The organism is Microbulbifer pacificus, from assembly GCF_033723955.1.
GTDB lineage: Bacteria > Pseudomonadota > Gammaproteobacteria > Pseudomonadales > Cellvibrionaceae > Microbulbifer > Microbulbifer pacificus.
In genome coordinates this window covers 618,177-639,294 of record NZ_CP137555.1, presented here as the reverse complement: position 1 = coordinate 639,294, position 21,118 = coordinate 618,177, and the positions used below count along the sequence as shown (strand labels likewise).

Here is a 21,118-nt window from a genome sequence, read left to right as displayed (position 1 = left end):
CATGGACGCGCTGGAAGCATTGCACAATCGGGTATCCGTCGGTGTACTCACCGATCCCGCCCCCTCTAGCGCGCAGCGCGACAACATCTTCCGCGCCGCGCTGCGCGCCGCCGACCACGGCAATCTGCGCCCCTGGCGTTTTCTGGTGGTGGAAGGCGAGGCCCGCAACCGCCTGGGGGAGATCTACCTCGACGCCAGCGAGAGCGGCGACACCGAGGGCGAGCCGTTGAGTGATGCCCAGCGTGAGCGCTTCCTGGCCATGCCGCTGCGCGCGCCCCTGATCCTTGTGGCCATCACCCGCCTGCAGGAGCACCCCAAGGTCCCGCAGAGCGAACAGCGCATGTCCACCGCCGGCGCCGTGCAGGCCATGCTCACCGCCGCCTTCGCCGAAGGGGTGGGTGCTTACTGGCGCACCGGCGAGCTTGCCGAAAACCGCCAGGTCGCGCGCGCCCTCGGTCTGGCGGACAACGAAGAGATCAGCGGCTTCATCTATATGGGCACCCCGCAAAAAACGCCGCGCCCCGCGCCAGCGCTTGCGGTGAGCGATTTTTTTGCCGACTGGCAGGGGCAGTGATCGCTAGCGGCTTGGTGAGTGGCAGGTTTTTTTTCAAAATAGGCTTGCACCAGCCGCCGCCTTTTTGTAAAGTGCGCGCTCGCTGATCGGGGCGCTATGTTACTGATTAGCAAGGCAAAAATGCCGACGAGCCCGCTAGCGTGCGGACGGTAAGCTCGCTAAACAAACCGTGACAACGCATACAATTTGGTGAGGTGTCCGAGTGGTCGAAGGAGCACGCCTGGAAAGTGTGTATATCGAAAGGTATCGAGGGTTCGAATCCCTCCCTCACCGCCATTAAACGAAGAGCCCGGCTATATGCCGGGCTTTTTCGTTTAATGTCGCCGAGGTCGGGTGAGAAACCTCGCGGGTTCGATCAACTCGCGCAGCGAGTTGAGACCGAGGCGCAGCCGAGCCCGCAGGGTCAAAACACGCGCGAGCGTGTTTTGAGTCAATCCCGACCGGGGTTGCTGTTCACTCCTAACTTGGTTCTGGGCGAACTCATTTGATTGCGTTCGACTCCAACATTATAGAAATGCTCTGCCCCGCCACGAGCTGCCAGCAATCTCAATTGCTGACAGGATTCAGTCCCCAGCAATAAAGTGTACAAAATCGTTCGCGAATTAACGTGGGTGAAAACCACTGCGAAATGAATTTTGCCCAGACATAAAAAAACGCCGGCAGCTGTTGAGACTGCCGGCGTTTTTTGTATACAGGTGGTCGTTAAGTTACTTATTCCGGAACGGCAATACTGTCCGCTGGCTTGCCGCCAAGTGCAGACACAATCCGGTTCTTCACCCGCGCGGAAACGGTACGAATATCCACTCCAATCCCGTACATCGCTGGGACCAGCAGCAGGGTGACGAAGAAAGCGATGAATACCCCGAATGCCAGTGCGATCACGATAGGCTTCAGGAACGCCGCCTGAATACTGCGCTCCATCATCATCGGCAACAGGCCGACAATGGTGGTAACGGTGGTCAGCAGGATGGGGCGGAAGCGGGAAACACCGGCTTCCACGATGGCCTTCAAGGGCTCCATGCCTTTTTCCCGCAGGCGGTTGCACTGGTCCATCAATACCAGGTTGTCATTGACCACCACGCCCGCCGCTGCGGCAATACCGAAGTAACTGAAGATGGCCATCGTCATGCCCATCACCGCGTGGCCGAAGATGGCACCGATAAACGCGAACGGAATGGCCACCAGAATCAGGATCGGTTGCGAATAGCTGCGGAAAGCCACCGCCAGCAGGCTGTACATGGCGAAGAAGGCGATGGTGTAGAGGCCGAGGACTTCCTGAACGAAGCGTTTTTCACCTTCGGCCTGGCCGATGGCGCCGCGGATGATCCCGGGGTAGCGCTTCTCCCACTCGGGAAAGAAGTTTTCGTCCAGGTCTTTCATGATCTCGCCGCGCACATCGTCTTTGAGGTCCGCCATCACCCGCGCGGCACGGTTGCCGTTCCAGCGCTGGATACGTTTGATACCCGGTGCGTATTCGAGATCGGCGATGGCCAGCAAAGGTACTTCGCGGCCGTCGGCGGTACGCACACGGAAATCCTTGAGACTCTCGATGGAGCGGCGGGATTCCAGCGGGTAGCGCACCATGACCTTCACGTCCTGGCCAGCGCGGGGCAGGCGCTGTACCTCTTCTCCGAAATACGCCTGGCGCACCTGGTGGTTGACGTCAGCGAGGGTCAGACCGAGCTTGGCGGCACCGGGCTTGAGGTCGATACGGATTTCCTCCGAGGCGCTCTCAAGGTTATTGCGGACATCGTACAGGCTCTCGAAGGTGCGCAGTTTTGCCTCCAGGTCCGCGGTGGCCTCGCGCAGTACGTCGAGGTCGGGGTGGCGGATGGAGAGTTCAAAACCGGGGCCGTTGTTGTTGAAGGAGTACTGAACCGAGACTTCCTTTGCGTCCGGTATATCGCCGAGCAGTTCGCGCAGGCGCAGGGCGGCGTCCTTGGCGGACATGTCGCGGGTTTCCGGCGGCGCCAGCTGCACGATGGCCATGACGCTGTCGCGGCGGGAGCGGGTGTACCAGTTTTCGATCAGGGCGCCTTCACCGTTGGTGCGCTGATTGACCTCTTCCTCGAGTTGTTTTTCTGCATCCTGCAATTGCGCCAGCACTTCCAGCGCGCGGCTATAGGGTGCGCCCTCCGGCATGGTCACGTTCACAATTACCTGATCGGATTCGATGTCCGGCATAAAGCCTTTTTTCACCCAGCCACTGCCAAACATGCCGAAGCCGATCATCAGTACCGCGACAAAAATGCTCAAGGTGAGATAGCGGCGCTCCACCACCCAGTTGCCGATGCGGCGGTAGTGGTTCTGCGCGAAGTGAATAATGCTGTCAGCGATACGGTTCTGTACGCGTCCGAAGCGCCCAAGATTGGTCTGTGGTTTCAGGTTGCTCAGGTGCGCCGGCAGGATAAACAGCGCTTCAACCAGCGAGAACGCCAGTGCCAGGATGACCACCCAGGTGATGTGTCGGGTGAATTCGCTGGTGGAGCCGCTGATAAAGATCCACGGCAGGAACGCAAGGATGGTAGTGGCCACCGCGAAGATCACCGGCTTCGCCACCAGTTGCGTACCGAGAATGGCCGCGTTGAGACCGCCGCCCGGATGCTGGTGTTCCGGGTTGTGGGATTCGGTGTGAATGCTTTCGCCCACCACGATGGCATCGTCCACCACGATACCGAGCACCAGCAGGAAGGCGAAGGTCGAGAGCATGTTCAGGGATACACCCATGCTCGGCAGCAACACAAAGGCGCCGGCGTAGGCGGTGCCGATACCGATGGACACCCAGAAGGCCACTTTCGGCCGCAGGCTGAAAACCAGCACCAGCAATACCAGGACAAGCCCCTGGAGTGCGGAACTGCCGATGGTCTCCATGCGGCCTTTGAATTCAACCGCATTGTCGGTCCACAGGGTGAGCTTTACCCCGGTGGGCAGGGTTTTGCTGCGATCCTCAATCCACTTGCGGATGGAATCCGAAGCAGTGACGATGTCCATGGTCTCGGTGCTCATCACCTGCAGCAGTACCGCGGGTTCACCGTTCAGGGTGGCGAGGATCTCGTTGTCCTCAAAGCCGTCGATGACTTTCGCCACATCGCCCACGCGGATGGTGCCGCCGTCGGCGGTCTGGCGCACGATGATGTTGGCAAATTCCTGTTCGCTGTCCGCCTGCTTGCGTACTTTCAGCTGGTAGCTGCCCACTTCGGTGCGCACGGTGCCGGCGGACTGGTTGATGGAGCTGTTGCGAATCGCGTTCGCCAGTTCCTGGAAGGTCATACCATAGCGGCGTAGTGCCTGCTCACTGACTTCGATGGAAACTTCTTCCATGCGTGTGCCGAACAGCTCCACCACCGAAATCGCCGGCAGGGTGGCCACTTCGCGGCGCAGTTGTTCCGCCAGGCGCTTCAGTTCCCGCTCGCCTACATCGCCATGTACCGCCACGCGAATAAATTCCTCGCGGTTCACCCACTGGTGCACCTGCGGCGGTTCGATGTCGCGGGGGAAAGACGAAATACCATCCACACGGATCTTCACGTCATTCATGAAGCGGGAAAAGTCCACGGAGGTTTCCGCGAGGATATATACCTCGCCCATGCCCTCGCCGGAACTGGAGCGCACCCAGTCGATATTGTCGAGATCGCTCACCGCTTCCTCGATGCGGGAGACGATCTGCTCTTCCACTTCCTGCGGCGCGGCGCCAGGCCAGGAAACGCGGATTTCGAGGCCGGGGAAACGCACCTGCGGGTCCATTTCCCGCTCCATGCTGAAGAAACCAATCACGCCGGCAACCAGAATCCCGATCATGGCGAGGTTGGCGGCCACGCTGTTGCGGGCCCACCAGGCAATGAGACTGTTCATGAACGTACTCCCTTAACGGCGGGCCAGGTGGGTGATGGGCTGCACTTCCATGCCGTCTACCGGGTTGGCGACGGTGGAAGTCACTACGCGCTCGCCATCTGCGACACCGGAGGCGAGTACCACGCGGTCCTCAGAAGTGGAAAGTACATCCACAGTGCGGATATTCAGGCGATTGTTCTCGTCGACAACATAAACCTTGTCGGCACTGCGCAGTGCTTCTCTGGGGACCACGACGGCCTGGCGCTGTTCGGTTGACTCGGCGTCGGCAGTGACAAATAGCCCGACTGCCAGCGGTACACCGTTGCTGGCTCCGGCGCCATAGGGATCCTGCACTTCTGCCACCGCGTAAATCAGCCGGGTCTGCTGATCCACCGCCGCCTGGGTGCGCACAATGCGACCCTGCCAGTGTTGTTCGTGGGTGCCGACCAGGGCGGAGAGGGTGACTGCCGGACCGGGGCTTTTGCGGTTGGCGACAAAGCCCATAGGCAGTCCCAGCTCCAGCAGCTGGCTGTCAGTCAGCGGCAGGCGTACTTCCACCTTATCAGTGGCAAAGATGCGACCGAGGGATGTGCTGGCGGTGACGTACTGACCGACACCCACTTCACGGCTAACCACGCGGCCGCGATAGGGCAGGCGGATCTTGGTGCGGGAGAGATTCAGTTCGGCGTCCGTGAGCTCCGCCTGGGCTGCGCGCAGGTTGGCTTGCGCTTCGATCACCTGCGGCTTGTTGACCTGCAGCGGCGTCGGCTCCTTGTTCGGGTTCAGGTTAAGCCACTGCTGGCGCTTGATGGTGGCGGCAGCCTCGGCCTGCAGCAGCAGAACCTCCGCCTGTGCCACGCGGGCCTTGGCCTGTGCGACCTGCAGCTGGTAATCCGCGTCGTCGAGCTGAATCAATGTTTCGCCCGCTTCAAATCCGGCGCCCTCGGCGAAGCTGTCGGCGATGGCAACAATGCGTCCGGAAATCTGCGGGGTGAGGTCGATCTCGGTATGCGGGCGCACTTCCCCCTGGGTGGTGACGCTGAGGGCCACGGACTCTTCGCGGGCCTCGGAGTACACCAGGGAAACCAGTCGCTGTTCTTCCTCTTTCTTTTCCGGCTGCGGTTTTGCAGCGGACATCCATTGCACCGTACCAAAGCCCACAGCCAGTACCAGTACAGGTGCGGCGGCTTTCAGGAGTTTATTGTTCATGTGTCTTGTTTTGCCTGTTTGCGAGTTCGCCAATGGGGACTGCCAGATTTGCAGTTTCCATGGGATCACGAAGTCCATTTGATAGCTATTGGTCAGAAGCCGGGACGAGCAGAATTGGCGGCGAACGTCCGGGCTGTATGGTAGATGGACTGGATGGGAGGGCTTTCTGGATGCAGCGGTTCAAAAAAATATTTGCGAAGGCAAAAATGGCGCCGTGCCGACCGGTTTAGTGGGGTTGACCTTCCCCTTGCGGTAACCTCGAGGCTCTACCACCATGACCGAGACGGGAGCAACGGGAGGCGAGTTATGAATATTTCACAGGCAGCACAGCGATCGGGGCTTTCTACCAAGACTTTGCGCTACTACGAATCCATTGACCTGCTGCAACCCGCGCGCGGCCCCAACGGTTACCGGGAATACTCTCGTGCTGATGTGGAAACCCTGCAGTTTATCCAGCGGGCGCGGGCCTGCGGATTTTCCGTGGACGAAGTGCGCCAGTTGCTCGCGCTGCATCGGGACCCGGCGCGGCAAAGTCACGACGCGAAACAGTTGGTGGAAGAGAAGCTGCAGCAGATCGAGCTGCAGCTGCAGGCGCTGAAAGCCATGAAGGTGACACTGCGTGAGCTGGCAGACAGCTGCGCCGGCGATGACTCACCGGAATGTGCGATCCTCTCGCAATTGGCCAATCGGGATTAGGGCGCTCAGAAGTGCGGCTCCCAGCCGGCGAGAATCCGCTCGCGGGTGTAGGCCGCGGCCTGTTCTTTGGTCAGCTGGCGGCGTTTGCCGCTGACTGCGGCGCCCGGGCCATGGCTTTGGAATTCAAAGAAGCGTGTGTCTTCCGGCATAAACACCGTGGACTTGGTGCCGTCGCGGCTGGTGCCGCGCATCGAGTCCCAGCCAGCGGTGGTGATGTGGTCGTCCATAAATGCGTTGATATACACCGTTGCGCCAATCGCGTCCGGGTCCGCGTAACGGCCATCGGCAAAGTCGGTGGTGGGATGCCAGGGGCGGCCCAGCGGGGTCGAGTTGGCCGGTACACCCTCTGCCTTCAGCAGGCGACAGTTGAGAAATACCAGCCCGAATTCATTGCCGATATTGGTGCTGGGCGCGGTGACATAGCCGACCGTTTCGCGCTCGGCGCCGCGGGGGCGGGTGACGATATCGGTGTTTTCAAACAGCGCCTGACCGGCACCAAAAATGAAATCCACATTGCCCTCGATCACACTGTCCACAAAATAGCTGCGGCCGGCCTGCACGAACAGGGTGTCCTGGTAACCCAGAAGGCGAACATTGCGAAACGCTGTGCGGTCACTGCTTAGACCTGTTTCCAGTGCCACCGCCTGGGTGCCATTGATCTTGTCGGTGTGGTCACTGGGCAGGGCATCGGTGGCGAGGAAATCAAAGCTGTTCTCGATGGTGAGGTTCTCGGCGCGGAAGTCGCTCGCCTCAACCGTCAGGGTTGCGGTATCGAAGGTCCCCATTTTGGCACCGGAGCCTGGCTCCGCGCCCACGGCGGGCATCCCCGCATAATCTCCATAGGTGATGATGGACTTGTCACGCCCGGCGCCGACCAGGTGGATATTGGGCTTGCTGACCAGCAGCTTCTCCCGGTAGGTGCCCTCCGGCAGGTAGATCACGAACGGCGTGGCACTGTTCTCGGGCGCCGCCGCCAGTGCTTCGGCGATGGTTAGGAAGGCCAGGGCATTGCCGAACCCGGCGGAAGCGGTGCCGACCACGGCGTCATATTTGCGCGGATCGCCGGTCTGGGCACAGGAAGTGACCAAAAGCAGGGTCAGCAGCCACAGGCCGGTCTTCATTGAGAGTGCAGCGCGCAGTCCCACTCCCATTGCGCGCATCGCCGTGAATATCACCATGTTTACAGCTCCGTCTAGATATTGGTCAGATCGTGATTTTTATTGGTCAGGCCATTCTAGCGCCCGCCCCTCAAGGGGCTCAACCCGCCGCGCGCGTGCCCCTACACCTGAAATCGAGGTCAAATCCGCCCATCCATCCCCCCGAGACCCTTATTTTGCTGGACTTCCTGAGGTAGAATGCGCGCCCGCTTTAACCGACCAAAGCCGACAGCTCTATGGAAATCAATCCGCTTCTCAACCAGATGAAAGACCTCGCAGAGCGCACCGACGTTCTCAGGGGGTATCTTTGACTACGCTGGCAAGAAAGAACGCCTGACCGAAGTCGAACTCGAACTGGCCGAACCCAGCGTCTGGGATGACCCCGACCGCGCCCAGGAACTGGGCCGCGAGCGCTCCTCCCTGGAAGCCGTAGTAAAAACCATCGAAGACCTCGACAGCGGACTGAGTGACTGCCGCGAACTGCTGGAAATGGCAGTGGAAGAGGGCGACGAAGACTCCGTAGCCGAAGTGGCCAGCGAACTCGGCAACCTCGAGCAGCAGCTCGAGACCCTTGAGTTCCGCCGCATGTTCTCCGGCGAAACCGACCCCAACAACGCTTACCTGGACATCCAGGCCGGCTCCGGTGGTACCGAAGCCCAGGACTGGGCGGAAATCCTGCTGCGTATGTACCTGCGCTGGGGCGAAGCCCACGGCTTCAAAACCACCCTGGAAGAAGCTTCCGCGGGCGACGTTGCCGGGATCAAAAGTGCCACCATCCACTTCCAGGGCGAATACGCCTACGGCTGGCTGCGTACCGAAACCGGCGTACACCGCCTGGTGCGGAAATCCCCATTCGACTCCGGCAACCGCCGTCACACGTCTTTCTCCTCCGTGTTTGTCTCCCCGGAGATTGACGACAACATCGAGATCGAAGTGGACAAGTCCCAGGTGCGTGAAGACACCTACCGCGCCTCCGGCGCCGGTGGTCAGCACGTGAACAAGACGGACTCCGCCGTACGTCTGACCCACATCGCCACCGGTATTGTGGTGGCGTGCCAGAGCGAACGCTCCCAGCACCAGAACCGCGACAAGGCCTGGAAAATGCTGCGGGCACGACTCTACGAACAGGAAATGCAGAAGCGCAATGCGGAAAAGCAGGCGCTGGAAGAAAGCAAATCCGACATCGGCTGGGGCAGCCAGATCCGCTCCTACGTACTGGACGACCAGCGCATCAAAGACCTGCGCACCAGCGTCCAGACCAGCAACTGCCAGGCAGTGCTGGATGGAGACCTGGATCAGTTTATTGAAGCGAGCCTGAAGGCCGGCCTCTAATTCAGAAGAAGTGATCGTATTCGGCCAACGAAGCAAATTACTTTGAATTGAAGGCAGAGTGCCTGGTATCCCTTTTCGAAAGCGTCGGCAACATGGATGTTGCCGACGCAGCGTACAGGGATGTATTCACAGCGGTTTCGAAAAGGGATACCCGGCGCTCAAGCCGCCACGGTGCTCCAACAGAGCTCTATACAAGCTACGAAGTCCGCAACACACCCAAATCGACATGTGACAGATCATGAGCAATACACCAACTCAGCAAGACGAAAACAAACTGATCGCCGAGCGCCGCGCCAAACTCAGCGCCATGCGCGAGAAGGGCAATGCCTTCCCGAACAGCTTTCGCCGCGATCACCTCGCCGCCGACCTGCAAAAAGAGTTTGGTGAAAAGACCAAGGAAGAGCTGGAAGCCGAAGGCAACAACGCCTGCGTGGCCGGCCGTGTAGTTGCCAAGCGCGGCCCGTTCCTGGTGATCCAGGACGCCTCCGATCGCATCCAGCTGTACGCCGATAAAGAAGCCCAGGCAGACATCAAAGAGCGCTGGGGTACCTGGGATATCGGCGACATCGTCGGCGTCAAAGGCGCACTGCACAAGTCCGGCAAAGGCGACCTCTACGTCAACTGCGAAGAGTACAGCCTGCTGACCAAAGCCCTGCGCCCGCTGCCGGAAAAATTCCACGGCATCGCCGACCAGGAAATGCGCTACCGCCAGCGCTATGTCGACCTGATCGCCACCCCGGAATCCCGCAAGGTATTCCAGCTGCGCGTCAAGATCATCAACTACATCCGCCAGTACCTGAACAACAACCACTTCATGGAAGTGGAAACCCCCATGCTGCAGGTCATCCCCGGCGGTGCCGCCGCGCGCCCGTTCGTTACCCACCACAACGCGCTCGACATCGACATGTACCTGCGCATCGCGCCGGAACTCTACCTCAAGCGTCTTGTGGTAGGTGGCTTTGAGCGCGTGTACGAAATCAACCGCAACTTCCGCAACGAAGGTCTGTCCACCCGCCACAATCCCGAGTTCACCATGCTCGAGTTCTACCAGGCGTACGCGGACTACCGCGACATGATGGATCACACCGAAGCCATGCTGCGCGGTATCTGCACCGACGTACTCGGGAGCACCACCGTCGAGTATCAGGGCAAGAACTACGACTTCGCCCAGCCGTTTGCGCGCATCAGCGTGTTCGACTCGATCCTGAAGTACAACCCGGAACTGAGCGCGTCAGATATCGACAACATGGAAGGCGCGCGCAAGGTAGCGGAAAAACTGAATATTCAGGTCAAGGAAACCTGGGGCCTCGGCAAGGTACAGATCGAAATCTTCGAAGCGACCGTTGAGCACCTGCTCGACCAGCCGACCTTCATCACCGAGTACCCCACCGAAGTGTCACCGCTGGCACGCCGCAACGACGACAACCCGTTCGTTACCGACCGCTTCGAGTTTTTCATTGGCGGCCGCGAGATTGCCAACGGCTTCTCCGAGCTGAATGATGCCGAAGACCAGGCAGAGCGCTTCATGGCACAGGTGGCCGAGAAGGACGCCGGTGACGACGAAGCCATGCACTACGACGCCGACTACGTGCGCGCGCTGGAATACGGCCTGCCGCCCACCGCCGGTGAAGGTATCGGCATCGACCGTCTGGTAATGCTGTTTACCAACTCGCCGTCCATCCGTGACGTACTGCTGTTCCCGCATATGCGTCCGGAAGCTTCCGTCGAGTAATTCGGGATTCCGGTTAGTAACCGGGACCGATACAAAAAAGGCGATAACCTCTGAGGTTATCGCCTTTTTTTTGGCAGTCTGTCCCTGGGTCGAGTTACAGCGGATCACCATTGATATCCACCGCGCTCAGGCGCAGGCCGTCCGGGTCGCTGAGTGATTCGCCCGGTACCCAGATTCCGGTGCAGTCCCGGTTGCTGGTGCAGGGGTCGGTAAGGGTATTTAGGAATGCTTGCAGCTGTGCAATCTGGGTGTCCGCAAGCTCGACCCTGGGCAGAGCAGAAGCGCCTGCGGCCCTGAGGGCTTGGAGTTGTGCCAGTGCCAGCCGGGTATTGGCGAACCAGTCGCCAATCTGGACACTGGCTTCCAGCTGGTTGAGGTCGTATTGATCGACGGCGGTTTGCGGATCAAGGTGATGGCGGATGACCGCCTCCAGCGTGGTATAGGCTCCGTCGTGGCCCCAGGGACCAGTGGTCGCCACATTTAGCAGGGTCGGGGTGCGGAAGGCATAGCGATCGGTCTCCATTCCGGTTTCGCGAAAGCGGCCGAAGTCGTCGCTGGTGGTTTCGCCATTGTCATTGCCTTTGCCGCGGCCGACCTGAGGCATCGCGAGTACATGGAATTGCTCGTCACTGAAAAAATCGCCACTGTGGCAGCTGGCACAACCGGCGCCGCCATTTGCGGGGCTGCGCAGGAAGAGCAGTGCGCCCTGTTTTGCTTCGTCGCTGATTGCACCGAGGTCGCCATCCAGATATGCCAGCCAGGAATTGTCGACCAAAAGCTGGGAGTCCTGATAGGCGGCAAGGGCGGCGGCAATATTGTCGTAAGTGATCAGCTCCTCAGCGGTGCCCAGGGGCGATTCAAATCCTTGCTGGAAAGCCGCCAGCCAATGGCTTCCGGGCAACTCGGGGCGCTCACCCCGCAGGCGCAGGGCCAGTTGTTCCCGCGCCGTCGAATTGTTGCCATCGGATTCGAAACTGAATCCGCGCATCTCCTCCCGGGAGGTGACCGGGAAGCGTGCCTGGGCGGCGCTGAGACTGTCTCCGGCATTGGGATCTTCCGTACCTAAGGCGCTGTCCGGTGTACGGTAGGTGCCATCCGCGAGCAGTTCAATACGACCGTCGAGAAAAATGGAGTGTCGGTAGAAGACAATATTGAAGGTGCTGGGGGCGTTGCGCGGTACCGTGGGGCCACCATCGAAATTGGTACCGCCACTGGAGTGGGTGCGGCCGGGTCCCAGCAGGTCGGGGATATCGGCTTCCACGCCCACCGACAGCGAAAGGGCGTCGCCGCCGGCAAGGGACGGGTGATGGCATGAGGCGCAGGCAGTATCCATATTGCCGCTCAGGGCTTTGGTGAAGAACAGCTGCATACCGAGCTGTGCCAGCGGCGCCTGGATATCCGGAGGTTCGTGGCTGGGCTCGGGGATACCGGTAAGACCGTGCTGCTGGATTTCTGAAGCCAACGCAGCGTCAAGAACGGATTCGTTTTTTTTCGGGGGTGTCCGGCTGTTGCCTGTGTCGCAGCCCGTAAGCAAGAGATTGGTGAAAGCGAGTAGCCCGCACAAAACAGATATCCGACCCAACGTCTCATCCTCCGTAATGAGATTACCGGTGTGGGATTTCCAAGTATTGCGGTGATTGCGCTGTTGTACAGATTTCCTATGTCCTGTGGCGCAATTTAAACTGCCGGCGGCTTAATTAGTAAGTGTCGAATGGCATAATTTCAGGAAGGCGGGGGTAAATCGGGAAGATGGCAAAGCGTACACGGTTGATCTTTCGACAGGCGCGCGCTGGAGTACGACCTACAAGTTATGTGAGTAAACGATAGCGTTGCCCTCGCAGAATTTACTGCCAGGATTGAAGTTGCGCCTCTATTCCCAGTCTTCCGCCCGGTATATACAGGGTTTCGCTGCTGGTGCTGCCAGGGCGGCGAATTTCTATCGGTATTACGACGCCTGGGGGAACCGTATTTATTTGTGACATCGTGTATTGCGGGCTGAAAATTGGCTCACCATTTACACTCAGAATGCGATCCCCTGGCTGCAGGCCGATATTGGCCGCCGTGCTTCCCGAGTATATGCCAACGATTAGAATTACCTTTCTTTTGTGTGTGGCCTCGAGGTAACGGTTCAGTTCGTCACTGGACAGCTCGGATTTGAAAAAATCGTACTGTGCGAGCAATGGGTCAGCGAATTCGCCATTTGTTGATGCGGTGATTGGCCTCGAAAGTCGCTTTTCATGTTTGAGTATGAATTCCACTTGGGCTGCGTTGAATCCTGCGTTTAGCAGGTTGCTGAGAATCGAGTTGTTAAAGCTGCGACCTTTCGGGTTGCGCTGACGGGGGGGGGGTGGGAAGTTCAACAGCAGCGGGACTGTTGATGGTCTGCTTTGCAGAACGGTCAGCGCGGGTATCTGACTGTTGGTGGGTGAGTTCCTCCACAAGCTCCAGCAGGCGGTTCTGAAATTCCAAACTGTCAGCAAGGGTGGATTCGAGGTGCGTAATCCTGCTATCCAGCTCGGTTTGCCTATCGGCTTGCCAGATAGCTTCCCAGTCGGCAGGGCTGTTGCCCAAGGCGGAGGCCGTTGCCGTAGGGGTATCGAATACCTGGCCGCTGGGCGATATCAGCTGAGCGGCTATTTGACCGCCGCTGGCCGTGGCAAACAGCAGGAAGCAAAGAGTGGCGAGTCTGGGCTGGTCAATGGAGGTCATGGCTATTGTTATCCGAGTGCCGCGGGAGCCCGATCAAATTGGTGAACTTCAATCAGTCAGCGTGTTGGAATACCACAGAGGTAGTAAGTTCTCAGCGCGCGCACAAGAAGGCGGGAAAAGCTTTCGATAGCCAAGTAAGGTGTGGAATAACGGGTGAGGGGTGACTTGTCTCAGTGGCGAATTCCCAGCGGCCCCGCCGGTAAATAAATGGTTTCCGTGGAGGAGCTGCCCTGGCGCTGGATTTCCACTGGCACCGAGGTGCCCGGTGGCACCTGGTAGACCTGGGTGCGCAGGTCTCCCATATGGAATACCCGCTGGTTGTTGTAGCGAATGATCTTGTCTCCGCTGCGCAGGCCGGCTTCATAGGCCGGTGCGGATTCCAGCAGTCCCCCTATCTGGAACTCCGTCCGCCCGCCAGTGGCGTCAAGGTACTGGTCATATTCTTCGCGATTCAGTTCCTGCTCGAATACCCGGTGTGGATTGCTGTAGGTCTGCAGCTTTTCCTGCAATTCCTTGGCGCGCTTGGAGCGTTTGTCTTGCAGATGCTGGTATTCGTAGCTGAACTGCATCTGCTCATACGGAATTCGTTCCTGCCTGTCGACAATATACGCAGCCCGCTCGTAGCTGAGGCCCGCATCCGTAAACTGCCTGATCTGGTTTTCCCTAATGCGCTCAAAACGGTTGCCACTCGCGTGGTCCCGCGCACGCCGGCGACGGTTGGCTTGCTCCTGCTCCACCGGGGATTCCAGTGAGGCCTGGCGGACGTCGCCATATGTGGACTCCGGATCGAGATGCTCACTGAGATCGTTTACCAGTTCCAGCAACTGGCCCTGGATTTTAAGGGTCTGTTCCAGGGATTCTTCCAGCTGCTGTACCCGCGCCGTCAAATCGCCGGGAGATAATGGTGCATCTGTGTTATTGGAAAACAAAGATTGCTGGAGGGCAGATGATGTGGGGTTTTCCGAGCCGGCCCAGTGAGCCACCGCGGCGCCGACAAGAAGCAGGGAAACCGCCACTGGAATGGCGCGTCTGGGCAGTTTCATGGAGTCACCAATTCACTTCTCACTTCAAAAGGCGGTATCAGCCAATTATAGAAGCACCAGGTGATTGGGCAGTTCGTTCTTGACAACGGTGGCGGGTGCCGCCTCTTCCAGCAATTCGCCACATTTTTCCACGCAGTGCACAAAGGCCGCGGCCGTTTTCCCTTTCTTTACCTCGCGGATAAAGTTCTCCACGATTTCCTGCCAGCGCTCATTGGTGATGTGTTCCGCGAGACCGCGGTCGGCAAGTATTTCCACATAGTGCTCTGCCTGGGAGACAAAGATCAGCAGGCCCAGCCGGTCCTTGGTGTGGTGCAGTTCCTGTTCCAGGAACTGGCGGCGGGCGAGATTGGATGCGCGCCAGTATTTTACGGACTTGGGGATCAGCAGCATGGTCAGCGGACGCCAGCGGAACAGCACCGCGAGGACGATGAACAGTATCCACTGCAGGGTGAATGCCTGCTGGTATTCAATCCACCAGGGCAGGAACTGCATCAGCGGAGCCAGCAGCAGGGCGAGAAACGCTGCCCACAGGGTGGAGATGTAGAGGTAGTTGTCGGAGCGGCGCGCCAGCACCGTCACCAGTTCGGCATCGGTACCGGATTCCACCGCCTTGATAGTTTCGGCGACTTTGCGTCTTTCACTCGCGTTCAGCATGTTGTTTTCCATGTTTGCCGCCTGACAACCAGCCCCCCTTTACCAGCCACCAGAGGCGCCGCCGCCCCCGAAACCGCCGCCCCCGCCCCCGAAGCCACCGCCAAAGCCTCCGCCACCGAATCCGCCACCACCGAAGCCACCGCCGCCGTAGTAGCCGCCGTAGCGGCCTCGGCGATAGTTGCCATTGTTGGCGGGCGAGCCGAGCACCGAGGAGCCGAAGATCTGCAGCATGATAAACAGCAGGAAAATACCTACCAGCAGTGCCAGCTGGCGGTCGCCCTTGGACTCGGTCGGCTCGGGCACATATTCGTTTTTGATCACGGCAATGATGGACTCTACGCCGGACATGACGCCGGCGTCGAAGTTACCCGCGCGGAAGTAGGGCAGGATCTTGGTGTGGATGATGTTGGAGGAAAGCGCATCGGTCATGGCGCCTTCGAGGCCGTAACCCACCTCGATGCGCACTTCGCGTTCATTGGGGGCCACGATCAACAGTATGCCGTTGTCCTTGCCTTTTTGGCCGATCTGCCAGTGCCTGCCCAGCTGGTACCCATACTCTTCGATGGTGAGCCCCTGCAGGTCCGGGAGCGTGACCACCACGATCTGGTTGCTGCCTTCCTTCTCGTGGCGTTGTAAAAGTTCCGTGAGCTGGTAGCGGGTGGCCTGATGCAGCAGGTTGGCGTTATCCACCACCCGACCACTGAGGGTCGGGAATTTCACCTCAGCGGCGGCGAGCCCGGCCCACAACAGGGCAGGGCACAGGAGAAGCAGTAGGGCGATCCTCCGGATCGTCATTCAGGGCTCCGCTGACACATGTACAGAGAATTGCCGCTACTGGAAGTCGACTTCAGGTGCCTTGTCGGCATTTTCCGAGGTGGCCTCAAAGGTGTCGCGAATGGGCATGTCGCTGTACATGATGGTGTGCCAGATACGACCGGGGAAGGTGCGAATCTCGCGGTTGTAGCGCTCGACCGCAGCGATATAATCCCGCCGGGCCACGCTGATGCGGTTTTCGGTGCCTTCCAGCTGGGACTGCAGGGCGAGGAAATTCTGGTTGGCCTTCAGGTCCGGGTAGCGCTCTACCACCACCATTAGGCGGGAGAGGGCGCTGCTGAGCTGGGCCTGGGCCGCTTCGAACTGCTTCAGCTTTTCAGGATCGTTGATGATGCCGGAGTCCACTTGCATGGAATTGACCTTGGCGCGCGCCTCGGTGACAGCCTGCAGGGTTTCCTGCTCGTGGGCGGCGTAGGCCTTGACGGTTTTTACCAGATTGGGGATCAGATCCGCGCGGCGCTGGTACTGGTTCTGTACCTGGGCCCAGGTGGCCTTCACATTCTCGTCGTAGGTGGGGATGGCGTTGATACCGCAGCCAGTCAGGCCAAACGCCAGCAGTGACAGCAACAGGGTTTGCCAGAAACGACGTTGCGGGAAATTCAGTTTGCCTGTGAGTGCTGTGATCATTCCGTTCATCCATATTGGTTCCGAACAAGACAATAATAGACTCCCAAAGGCCTGTATCCGGCAAGTTCCGGTAGGCTACCGTTTCAGAGAGCAGTAATGGCATTAAAAGCGACGATATTCAAAGCCCGCGTACAGATCGCGGATATGGACCGGGATTATTACGCGGAGCATCTGCTGACGCTGGCGCGCCATCCGTCGGAGACCGATGAGCGCATGATGATCCGGCTGCTGGCCTTCGCCCACAATGCAAGCGAGCAGCTGGAATTTACCCGCGGTCTCTCCAGTGACGAGGAGGCCGATCTTTGGCAACACACCCTGAGCGGCGAGATTGAAACCTGGATTGAGGTAGGCTTGCCGGCGGAAGATCGCATCCGCAAGGCCTGCGGACGCGCGCGCAAGGTGCTGGTATACGCCTATGGTCAGCGCTCCGCCTCCGTGTGGTGGCAGAAAATGGAATCCGCCAGTGCGCGCTTCGACAACCTGGATATTTTTTATCTGCCCGCCGACAGTTGCGCGCAACTGGCAGCGATGGCGGAGCGCACCATGGATCTGTCCGTCACCATCCAGGACGGGCACCTGTGGTTCGCAAGTAGCGATAACAACATTGAAGTCCTGCCAGAGCGCTGGAAATAAAATTTTTACGGCCCGCGGTGCGCGGGGGAGATTAAAGGAGTCTTACTATGCCGTCTTTCGATATCGTTTCCGAAGTGGATAAGCACCAGCTGACCAATGCGGTGGATCAGGTCAATCGCACCATCACTACCCGCTATGACTTCAAGGGTGTGGATGCGGAAGTGGAACGCAGCGAGTTTGTGCTGACGCTGCGCGCCGATTCCGATATGCAAATCAGCCAGATGGAGGATCTGGTGCGCCAGGCCCTGATCAAGTACAGCATCGACCCGCTGGTGATGGATGTGGGCGAGCCGGTGCAGTCCGGCAAGCAGGTAAAGCAGGAGATCAAACTGAAAAACGGTCTCGACAAAGAGCTATCAAAAAAGATCGTCAAGATCATCAAGGATGAAAAACTCAAGGTGCAGGCGGCGATTCAGGGCGATGCCGTGCGCGTTACCGGTAAGAAACGCGACGACCTGCAGCAGGTGATCGCCATGTTGCGGAGCAAGGAGCTGGAGCAGCCGCTGCAGTTCGAGAACTTCCGCGATTGAGGTGATCCCTTTATTACGGGACAGACCTTTGAAGCATTTACCCAAGCCGATATTGCGCATTGCCGCGGCGGTGCTGTTGAGCCTTTCTGGGGTGGCCGCACCGGTCGCGGGCGTGCCGGCGCCGGTGCTGCCCGCAAAACTGATTGATGCCTGGTGGATTGACGGCAGCGAGGGGCTGGATATTTCCGGCCTGAGTTTTTGCGCTGGAGAGTTGCTGGCGGTGGCCGACAAGGTTTCGGAGCATATATATCGCTTATCTCCCGAGCCCGGCCGCGATTCCGTCGCGCTTGCCGCCAAGGCGGATTTTGCCCGCCCGCCGTTGCCGGACGATCAGCCTGTACTGCTGAAAGCCCGTGCGCTGCACTACGCCAGCGTGCCACTCAGTATGGATTTTGAGGGCATCACCTGTGATGAACGCGGAATTTATTTGCTGAGTGAGCGACACAATCGCATTGCCCGACTCAACCCTGAGCAACAAGGGGCCGAGTGGCTGCCGGTACGCTGGTCGGAAGCGGCGAAAGCACGCGGCTTCCTGCGGCACTTCAATGGGGAAAGTGAAGGTGTGGTCCGGGTCGGTGAGGATTTCTGGGTGGCGCTGGAACGGGACCCAAGGGGGCTGCTTAAATTGAGCGCGGGCGATGAGGTCGGGCGTGATTTTCGCGCGTTGCCGGCAGTCAGCGGTCTTGATTTTCACGGTCGCACGGAAGATCTGGCGGGGCTTGCTGCATACGGCGGTGCGCTGTATACCCTGGAGCGCAATGCCTTTGCGGTTTGCCGACGCAACCTCGACAACCTCCAGGCCGAGTGGTGTATTCACTACCGGGATATCGAAGAGGGGCCCACCTATGTCTACCGCGAGACTCGTTTCGGCAAGGGCGAGGGGCTCGCAGTGAATGAGCAGGGAATATTTGTGGTGCTGGACAACAATGGTGTTGGGCGCGCCGTGGCTCCCGATGATTCCCGCGGACTGCTGTTGCATTTCGCATTTCCCGAAATGACTTCGGAAGAACGGTAAGCGGTTTTGGCAGCGACCAAGCTGGATCTGCTGTTAAAAGAGGTGCGCGCCTGCCGCCTGTGCGAACCGAATCTGCCGCTGGGGCCGCATCCGGTTCTGAGCGCGGCGCGCACCGCCCGATTATTGATCGTCGGTCAGGCGCCCGGTACCAAGGTACATGCAACCGGGATTCCCTGGAATGATCCCTCCGGCGATCGCCTGCGCGAGTGGCTGCAGGTCGATCGCGATACCTTCTACGATACGTCCCGGATCGCCATCGTGCCCATGGGGTTTTGCTATCCCGGGCGCGGCAAGGGGGGCGACCTGCCGCCCAGGCCGGAGTGCGCGCCGACATGGCACGCGCGCCTGCTGGCGGAACTGCCGGATATCCAGCTGACACTGCTGATCGGTCAGTACGCCCAGCGCTACTATCTGCCCCACTGGTATGGGAGCATTAGCAAGAATGTTCACCACTACATCGATGCACTTCCCCACGGGTTTTTTCCGTTGCCGCACCCCAGCCCCAGAAACACCCTGTGGCTGAAACGCCGCCCCTGGTTTGATGAGGAAGTGGTGCCGGCACTCAGGGCGCAGGTGCAGAAAATTTTATAGATTTAAACAAGAAAGAGACGATGCAGGTTTCCGACAAGGTAAAAATCCACCCCAGCTGGCTCTCGGTACTCGAGCCGGAATTCAGTAAACACTATATGGGCGAACTGCGGCAGTTTCTGCAGCAGGAAAAACAGGCGGGCAAGAAAATCTTTCCCCCCGGCGGCCAGATCTTCAACGCATTCAATTCCACCCCCTTTGATCGGGTCAAAGTGGTGATCCTCGGGCAGGATCCCTACCATGGTGCGGGGCAGGCCCACGGCTTGTGTTTTTCTGTGATGCCGGGTGTGCGGATTCCTCCGTCACTGCAGAATATCTACAAGGAGCTCCAGTCCGACCTCGGCATTGCGCCACCCAATCACGGCTGCCTGCAGCCCTGGGCAGAGCAGGGTGTGTTGCTGCTGAACGCGACACTGACGGTTGAGGAAAGCAAGGCGGGGGCCCATCAGGGGCGCGGCTGGGAGCAATTCACCGATGCCGCCGTGCACGCGCTGGCAGAGCAGCGGGAAGGGCTGGTGTTTGTGCTGTGGGGCAGCTACGCGCAGAAGAAAGGAAATTTTATCGACCGCCGCAAGCACCTGGTGCTGAGCGGTCCACACCCGTCGCCGCTGTCGGCGCACCGGGGATTTTTCGGCACCCGGCCGTTTTCACAGGCGAATGCCTATCTGCAGCAGCGCGGCGAGACGCCCATCAACTGGGCGCTGCCTGCCGCGGATGCCTTGCGCAGAGTTGCGGTAGAAATCTGAGTTGTGAAAACCTGAACCGCGGAAATAGGAATCAGGCGAGTGGGTCGGCGTCGGCGTCGTAGGGGAGTTCCAGCAATTCCAGTACGCGGCCGTCGGCTAGCTGCAGGCTCTCGCCATCGGCCACCTTGCTCTTGGTGAGTACTGCCAGCAACTCGATTTCATCGCCCACGTGGCAAGCCTGCACAGTGTTGCCGACACTCGAGCCACCATTGGGGGTAAATATTTCCGCGCCGGCCTGCGGCAGCTCGCCGCCGTCGATGCGCGCGCGGTACATGCGGCGCTTGGCGGCACCCAGGTACTGCATACGCGCGACGACTTCCTGCCCGGTGTAACAGCCTTTCTTGAAGCTCACACCGCCCAACAGGTGCAGGTTCACCATCTGCGGGATAAACATTTCGCTGCTGCTCTGGTGAACCTGCGGCAATCCCGCTTCGATAAGCTGCCGTTGCCACTGGCTGTAGCCACTGGCAACGGGGCCACTGCCGGCGAGCTTCTGCCACAGGTCCGCGGCCTGCTCCAGTGGTAACTGAATCACCACATTGCGCTCGCTCAGGCATGCGGCCAGCGCGCGGTGACCATTGTGGTCGAAACTGCGCAGCTGGCCCGTCACCAGATCGGAACTGCTGCCGTGGGACAGGCTCAGGAGATGGCTGGCGGCAGCGCCGGCATCGCGCCCGCAGAGGCCGAACCAGTGTTGGCTGTCGCTGACATCTTCCAACTGGGTTTTGAAAAACACCGCATATTTCTTCAGCGCTGCGAGCGCCGTGGCCACCAGATCCCGCGGCAGTAGCAGGACGAATTCCGTCTGCGAGATTTTTAGCGCAAAAAAGGCGCTGATCATGCGGCCCTTGGGGTTGCAGTGGCTGCCGAGGGTGAGGTGTTCGTCCGGCAGTTTCACCAGGTCGCAGGTGAGCTGGCCCTGCAGGAATTTCTGGCTGTCGGGTCCGTTAATGGAAATGGCGCCCATGGGGCTCAGGTCGATCAGTTGCAGTTCGGCGCCGGAGTTGCTGTTTTCTCCCGCGGGAAAGTCCGCCGCGCCTTCATTCCACAGGGCGCCCTGGCCACAGAGAAATTCCTGCCACTGCTGTTGATCCATGCTGAATTCGCCTTCTTCGACCGCTTATTGAAGTGGTGCAGTATCTGGGGTTTTGCGGCGGGATTTCAACTACCGCTATACTGCGCGCACTTTGCAACCCGGCTATTGAGAA

The 21,118-nt window shown here is 59.4% G+C and carries 20 protein-coding genes and 1 tRNA gene; 10 read left to right on the top strand and 11 right to left on the bottom strand.

The annotated features are described in order from the left end of the window. Position 1 precedes the first annotated feature (1 nt). Both R5R33_RS02795 and R5R33_RS02790 read left to right on the top strand, forming a co-directional pair. Positions 2-574 (top strand): nitroreductase family protein, encoded by a 573-nt coding sequence (locus R5R33_RS02795; RefSeq protein ID WP_318954545.1) that lies wholly within the window; start codon positions 2-4, stop codon positions 572-574. Between the two features lie 188 nt (positions 575-762). After that, a tRNA-Ser gene (locus R5R33_RS02790) sits at positions 763-850 on the top strand. Between the two features lie 435 nt (positions 851-1,285). Here R5R33_RS02790 and R5R33_RS02785 read toward each other — a convergent pair. Then, a complete protein-coding gene (locus R5R33_RS02785; protein ID WP_318954544.1) occupies positions 1,286-4,426 on the bottom strand; it encodes an efflux RND transporter permease subunit in 3,141 nt (1,046 codons plus the stop codon). A 12-nt stretch (positions 4,427-4,438) separates the two neighbouring features. Next, positions 4,439-5,614, bottom strand: coding sequence for an efflux RND transporter periplasmic adaptor subunit (locus R5R33_RS02780; protein ID WP_318954543.1), 1,176 nt, complete (start codon positions 5,612-5,614; stop codon positions 4,439-4,441). 306 nt (positions 5,615-5,920) lie between these two features. On the opposite strand from R5R33_RS02780, the gene R5R33_RS02775 reads away from it, so the two are divergent. Next, positions 5,921-6,310 (top strand): MerR family transcriptional regulator, encoded by a 390-nt coding sequence (locus tag R5R33_RS02775; protein ID WP_318954542.1) that lies wholly within the window; start codon positions 5,921-5,923, stop codon positions 6,308-6,310. 5 nt (positions 6,311-6,315) lie between these two features. Here the strand turns inward: R5R33_RS02775 and R5R33_RS02770 are convergent, their stop codons facing one another. Beyond that, positions 6,316-7,488: a pectinesterase family protein gene (locus tag R5R33_RS02770; protein ID WP_318954541.1), complete on the bottom strand. Its 1,173-nt coding sequence runs from the start codon at positions 7,486-7,488 to the stop codon at positions 6,316-6,318. A 215-nt stretch (positions 7,489-7,703) separates the two neighbouring features. Here R5R33_RS02770 and prfB point away from each other — a divergent pair. Beyond that, positions 7,704-8,799, top strand: a protein-coding gene (prfB, locus tag R5R33_RS02765) for a peptide chain release factor 2 (protein WP_318954540.1) whose coding sequence is annotated in 2 segments (ribosomal slippage) — positions 7,704-7,775 and positions 7,777-8,799 — 1,095 coding nt in all. Because the reading frame shifts where the segments join, the coding sequence is not laid out codon by codon here. A gap of 238 nt (positions 8,800-9,037) precedes the next feature. Continuing rightward, positions 9,038-10,531, top strand: coding sequence for a lysine--tRNA ligase (lysS, locus tag R5R33_RS02760; protein WP_318954539.1), 1,494 nt, complete (start codon positions 9,038-9,040; stop codon positions 10,529-10,531). A gap of 94 nt (positions 10,532-10,625) precedes the next feature. Here lysS and R5R33_RS02755 read toward each other — a convergent pair whose 3' ends face one another. The 7 genes from R5R33_RS02755 to R5R33_RS02725 all read right to left on the bottom strand — a co-directional run bounded on the left by R5R33_RS02755 (position 10,626) and on the right by R5R33_RS02725 (position 16,398). After that, entirely contained in the window at positions 10,626-11,993 is a 1,368-nt protein-coding gene (locus R5R33_RS02755) for a cytochrome-c peroxidase (protein WP_318954538.1), read from the bottom strand. Positions 11,994-12,375: 382 nt separating this feature from the next. Continuing rightward, complete coding sequence (locus R5R33_RS02750; RefSeq protein ID WP_318954537.1) at positions 12,376-12,789, bottom strand: PDZ domain-containing protein; 414 nt, start codon at positions 12,787-12,789, stop codon at positions 12,376-12,378. Between the two features lie 49 nt (positions 12,790-12,838). Continuing rightward, on the bottom strand, positions 12,839-13,240 hold the full coding sequence (locus R5R33_RS02745; protein WP_318954536.1) for a hypothetical protein: 402 nt from the start codon (positions 13,238-13,240) through the stop codon (positions 12,839-12,841). Positions 13,241-13,410: 170 nt separating this feature from the next. After that, the gene (locus tag R5R33_RS02740) at positions 13,411-14,283 is read right to left on the bottom strand and encodes a PDZ domain-containing protein (RefSeq protein ID WP_318954535.1); all 873 of its coding nucleotides are present in this window, start codon (positions 14,281-14,283) and stop codon (positions 13,411-13,413) included. A 45-nt stretch (positions 14,284-14,328) separates the two neighbouring features. Then, on the bottom strand, positions 14,329-14,949 hold the full coding sequence (locus R5R33_RS02735; protein WP_318954534.1) for a TPM domain-containing protein: 621 nt from the start codon (positions 14,947-14,949) through the stop codon (positions 14,329-14,331). Between the two features lie 27 nt (positions 14,950-14,976). Next, positions 14,977-15,732, bottom strand: a complete 756-nt coding sequence (locus tag R5R33_RS02730) for a TPM domain-containing protein (RefSeq protein ID WP_318954533.1) — start codon at positions 15,730-15,732, stop codon at positions 14,977-14,979. 36 nt (positions 15,733-15,768) lie between these two features. Further along, positions 15,769-16,398, bottom strand: coding sequence for a LemA family protein (locus R5R33_RS02725; protein WP_318954532.1), 630 nt, complete (start codon positions 16,396-16,398; stop codon positions 15,769-15,771). A 96-nt stretch (positions 16,399-16,494) separates the two neighbouring features. On the opposite strand from R5R33_RS02725, the gene R5R33_RS02720 reads away from it, so the two are divergent. Genes R5R33_RS02720 through ung form a run of 5 tightly spaced genes read left to right on the top strand, consistent with a single transcriptional unit; the run spans position 16,495 to position 19,910 of the window. After that, the gene (locus R5R33_RS02720; protein WP_318954531.1) at positions 16,495-17,031 is read left to right on the top strand and encodes a YaeQ family protein; all 537 of its coding nucleotides are present in this window, start codon (positions 16,495-16,497) and stop codon (positions 17,029-17,031) included. A 47-nt stretch (positions 17,032-17,078) separates the two neighbouring features. Continuing rightward, positions 17,079-17,561 carry a YajQ family cyclic di-GMP-binding protein gene (locus R5R33_RS02715; protein WP_318954530.1) on the top strand — a complete coding sequence of 161 codons (483 nt, stop codon included), beginning with the start codon at positions 17,079-17,081 and terminating at the stop codon, positions 17,559-17,561. 28 nt (positions 17,562-17,589) lie between these two features. Next, entirely contained in the window at positions 17,590-18,576 is a 987-nt protein-coding gene (locus R5R33_RS02710) for a hypothetical protein (protein WP_318954529.1), read from the top strand. A gap of 6 nt (positions 18,577-18,582) precedes the next feature. Continuing rightward, entirely contained in the window at positions 18,583-19,167 is a 585-nt protein-coding gene (locus R5R33_RS02705; RefSeq protein WP_318954528.1) for a uracil-DNA glycosylase family protein, read from the top strand. Positions 19,168-19,187: 20 nt separating this feature from the next. Then, positions 19,188-19,910 carry a uracil-DNA glycosylase gene (gene ung, locus R5R33_RS02700; RefSeq protein ID WP_318954527.1) on the top strand — a complete coding sequence of 241 codons (723 nt, stop codon included), beginning with the start codon at positions 19,188-19,190 and terminating at the stop codon, positions 19,908-19,910. A 31-nt stretch (positions 19,911-19,941) separates the two neighbouring features. On the opposite strand, the gene ygfZ is transcribed toward ung, so the two are convergent. After that, positions 19,942-21,006, bottom strand: a complete 1,065-nt coding sequence (gene ygfZ / locus R5R33_RS02695) for a CAF17-like 4Fe-4S cluster assembly/insertion protein YgfZ (RefSeq protein WP_318954526.1) — start codon at positions 21,004-21,006, stop codon at positions 19,942-19,944. Positions 21,007-21,118 lie beyond the last annotated feature (112 nt).